Source organism: Bacillus sp. NPDC094077, assembly GCF_050279465.1.
GTDB lineage: Bacteria > Bacillota > Bacilli > Bacillales > Bacillaceae_G > Bacillus_A.
In genome coordinates this window covers 1-4,778 of sequence record NZ_JBNNUF010000048.1, presented here as the reverse complement: position 1 = coordinate 4,778, position 4,778 = coordinate 1, and the positions used below count along the sequence as shown (strand labels likewise).

2 protein-coding genes and 1 pseudogene are annotated in these 4,778 nt (G+C 31.1%); 2 read left to right on the top strand and 1 reads right to left on the bottom strand.

Annotated features, from left to right (window positions below; all coding sequences use genetic code 11):
* The first annotated feature begins 677 nt into the window (after positions 1–677).
* A complete protein-coding gene (locus tag ACQKNR_RS29135; protein ID WP_427322738.1) occupies positions 678–1,454 on the top strand; it encodes an isoprenyl transferase in 777 nt (258 codons plus the stop codon).
* A gap of 1,121 nt (positions 1,455–2,575) precedes the next feature.
* On the opposite strand, the pseudogene ACQKNR_RS29130 reads toward ACQKNR_RS29135, so the two are convergent.
* A pseudogene (locus tag ACQKNR_RS29130) lies at positions 2,576–2,719 on the bottom strand (N-acetylmuramoyl-L-alanine amidase); the annotation flags it as partial.
* Positions 2,720–4,063: 1,344 nt separating this feature from the next.
* Between ACQKNR_RS29130 and ACQKNR_RS29125 the strand changes: the two are divergent.
* Complete coding sequence (locus ACQKNR_RS29125) at positions 4,064–4,420, top strand: hypothetical protein (RefSeq protein WP_427322735.1); 357 nt, start codon at positions 4,064–4,066, stop codon at positions 4,418–4,420.
* Positions 4,421–4,778 lie beyond the last annotated feature (358 nt).

Genomic DNA, 4,778 nt, shown 5'->3' with positions numbered 1-4,778 from the left:
AAGAAATTAAATAACCTGAGTCCATATAAATATAGAACTCAGGTTGCTTAGTTGCGCTTTTTAAATACTGTCTACTTGACAGGGGTCACTGCATATGGAGTGTCGTTTCTTTTTTATTTTACTCTTACACAATAAAAATTTACTGTAATGTAGTATACATCTTCACGAAAGTTTTTCACTTTACACTATGTTGAACCCTTTATTTTTACTTTCTTTACGTCTTCTAAGGCAAGATGTATAAGATATAGTTAACAAAACAAATCCCTCCGTGAGATATCACGGAGGGATTTGTTCGGGTCACGGTAAAGTAATGAATTAAAGAATGAACAGTTTTAATTTAATTGCAGATTACGGAAGATAAAAAGATTTAATCGTTTGTATAACAAAGGAAATTATCGGTTATCGTTGGCTTAAGGGCCGTCAAGCGTATTTCTCCCTTTCGAAAAGGAAGTATTTAATATAATAATTATTTCTTATAGGTTCTATAATGAAAACGCTCGTTATAACCATCTAATTATAAATAGAAGCGAGATTTTCAGTAAAATGAAAAAACAGACACTTGCAACAACCACGGTATTCTCATTGAGATGAATTTCTGTAGGACATGCAACTACAACTTTTACTGCTTAGGTGCAGGAACAGAAAAACATATTTTCACAAACAATTGGAGGGTATGAATGATTTTTAAAAAATTTCCTTTTTCAAAAGATAAAAAAGGCGCATCGTTTGATCATCTTGTTGAAAAAGTAAAAAAAGGGTATATCCCAGAACATATTGCTATTATTATGGATGGTAATGGAAGATGGGCCAAAAGAAGAGCAATGCCTCGTATTGCTGGACATCATGAAGGTATGCAAGTTGTAAAGAGAATCACAAAATTTGCAAGTAAGCTTGATGTGAAAGTGTTAACTCTTTATGCTTTTTCGACTGAGAACTGGAAAAGACCAAAAAAGGAAGTTGATTATTTGATGAAGCTTCCAGAAGAATTTTTAAGTACATTTTTACCCGAATTGATTGAAGAAAACGTACAAGTCCGAGTAATAGGGCGAATAGATCGTCTTCCTACTCATACGTGCAGAGCGATGGAAAAAGCCATGGAAGAAACAAAAGAGAATACGGGATTAATTCTTAATTTCGCGTTAAACTATGGAAGTCGAGATGAAATCGTTTCTGTTGTGCAACATATGATGAAAGATAGTGAGGAAGGAAAAATTCGTACTGAAGAAATAAGTGAAGAAATGATTTCTTCTTACTTAATGACAAGTTCTTTACCGGACCCAGACTTGCTTATTCGTACAAGTGGGGAGCTGCGTATTAGTAATTTCCTGCTATGGCAAATTGCATATTCAGAACTTTGGTTTACAGATGTGTATTGGCCAGATTTTACCGAAGAACATTTGCTAAATGCGATTACAGACTTTCAACATAGAGTGCGCAGATTCGGAGACGTGTAGAAAGAGAAGTTTTGTTAGTGAAAATAAGTTAACGAAACAGTTATTCTCAGCCAATCATGAAAAAGAAACGATACTCTATAAGGAGTGTCGTCTCTTTTTTGTTTTACTCTTACACAATATAAATTTATTATAATGTACTATACATTTTCAAAAGAGTTTTTCACTTTATACTATGTTGAACCCTTTATTTTTACTTTCTATACGCCTTCTTAGGCAAGATGTATAAGATATAGTTAACAAAATAAACATCCCCCATGTATTTCACGGGGGATGTTTATAAGGAAAAAAGTAGGGTAGTGAATTAAAGTGTTAGGCGTTCTATTAACTCACGGATAGCTTCTATATAATCTCACAAACTCGAATTTTGTAACACAGCAGAAACTCCCTTTATCAAAAGGAAAAATAACAGCCTATTTCGATGGTATTATGATACAATCCTATCGGCACCATTAGTAGTCAATAAAGTTCAAAGTTTCATTATCCAACCACCTAAATAGAAGAAACTAATCCTAGGTTAGACTCTCGGCATTTATATATTCTTTAAAAATACAAATCGGCTGCTTAACGTACAGGGAACCGGTTGAAATATTTACAAATTATTCTAATTTTTATAACTCCTTTGTATTATTGACTTTTTGTATTTCTCTTGTCTTAATATATTAGGAACTAGACCTTAATGAAGTATCCGCTATCCGTATACATTACTGATATTCAACATCTATTTTATCCCCTATCGAAACTCCCTTTATTAAGAGTACTTTTCTCTCTTCTAACCAAACTCAATTTATTATATATTTATTAATGCCTCGACTTACCGGAAATGAATGGAATCTCTCTCAGATACCTTCTGTAAGTTATGAGTTAAAATCTGTTTGGAACCCTTATAAAAAAAGAGATCATTTATGATCTCTTTTTTTATGTTTAAATCCTATTGTTACTCCATTTATAAAAGGGAAGACCTCTATCTTTTTCATTTTTCCTTTTAAACTAGGCATACGTAGAAGAATGTTTCAAAGTGTTGGTTCAAGAAATATGCAGCGAACCGGATATATAAAAAAACATAACGTATTATACTACTAATAATAAAAAAAGGTCTGCTCAAGTTTGAGCAGACCCTTTTGCTATATCATATATACATAGGCTTCATTTGCAGTTACACATAGTATGTTTTACCCTTTACTATTGTATACTTTGTATTGTGATGCTCCGTTAATATTTACTTTTGCATCAATCATGAATCCTAGCCCTACATCTACAGAACCAGCATCGCCTATCTCTTCTAGAATAAGAGATATAATGAAAAAAATAAAACATAAAACATCCCCAATGATATTTCACGAGGGATGTTTATAAAAGAAAAATTGAGGTAGTGAATTAAAGAATTAGGCGTTCTTTTAACTCACGCATTACTTCTTTATAATCTCATAAACTCAAATTTTTCAACACAACAAAAACTCCCTTTATTAAAAGAAAAAAAACGGCCCCTTTTGCTGGTATTATGGTACAATTCCATCAACATCGTTTGTATATTTAATAAGTTCATAGTTTCATTATCCAATCAATAAACAATTAGTTTGAGGAGAAACTGCATTATGTAAAAAATTTATCTTGAACTACTCACCACGTAGCTGTTATTCAATTTATTTTACTGTAAAAAAGTTACCTTTAATTAAACTGCATAAGATGACTTTTATTATAAAACCTTCATTTTTCAAATTTTTTTCTAAGGATAATTTATACAATTTAAGTATATGTTTTTACCTTTAACAAAGCGAAAAAACATACAACCCTTCCCTTTATAAGCATGGTAAAGTTAAGTGGTATAAGTTCTTTATATTTACATGTGTATACAATATGTATAACTTTATCAGTAACAAAGAAAAGGGCACTCGAAAGAGTGCTTTTTCTTTATGAATCACTAAATAACATGCAAGTATACATGTCCCACTAAAATGCACCGCATCAATAATAAACAGAATAAAATATCAACTGTAAACATGCTCTAATAAGATACTATTTAAAAATACATTTGCAAATCAATAAAAAATGACCTGTACAAAGGTAAAAATAGAACACTTAAAATCGATGATTATATAATCGTCGATTTGCTAGTATTATTTCATACAACTTGTTTGCAATAGAAACATGCGTACTACACTTCAACAAACAGGCAGAATACTTTTTATACAAAATGATACTCCCCCCCTAACAGTGCTGTACTGAAAACCGAGAAACCAAAAACGGAAAAACCCTCATCATTAAGGGTTTCTCCGTTTTATTTATGATTTTTTCAGTTAGTCATCAATGAAAATATGCAGTTTTTTATTATCTTCTATTATATATACACGACATGAGAAATTAAATTTGTTTAATTTCTCATGTCGTGTATATAAATCATTAGCATCAAATGAACCAAAAAACCCCTCGCTATATCTAACGAGGGCAAATAGAGTATAATAAGGAGAACTGAAATACATAAAAAAAGATTCCAGTAACTACTTCTCTTATATCCTCCCACACACTCACATTTTGCAACACTATAAAAAACTCCTTTATCAAAAGAACTTTTTATACTACAAGAGTTAAGTGACGCCATTGTAAATTACTAATTGAAATCTTCTTTTAATTTAAAGAAGTTTGCTTTAAAAGGATTTCTAACAACTTATGAGAAAAAGGAGGAAAGAACATATTACTTTGATAACAATGGCGTATCACAAAAAGGATGGATTGATCATGAAAACAAGGTGTACTATCTAGACAATGGTAAACTGCACACAGGTTGGCAAACTATTGAGGGAAAAAAGTATTACTTCAATAACAATGGATCCATGCACAACGGATTTAAGGTAAGTGACGGTAAAACATATTATTTCTACTACAACGATGGATCAATGGCAAAAGGCGTGATGAAAACAAAAGATAAAACATATACATTTGACAGTAATGGGGTACTACAACCAAGCTGACTATAAAAAGAACAACTTGATACTACTTTTAAGAAAATTGTATACTTTATTGGGATAAATGATGTTTAGATTACAGGCTATTAATATTTGATAACATCATTATAGTTGATCCCAGCTATGGTAGAAATGATTCTGGAGAATTATATGGAAACATAAAAAACAATTGTCCTACAAGTAGTAAAAATAAGCTTTTTAACAAATTCGTTGGTATACTATACTACTATGTTACTCAGTTAATACAACAACTATTCTTATCAACCCATAAAAAAGAAACGATATCCCATATTAATCTGTACCCTTTGTAAAGGACATTTTAAAAAAAGTTAGGCAACATCAAGAAGATGATTTCTGTATTCAA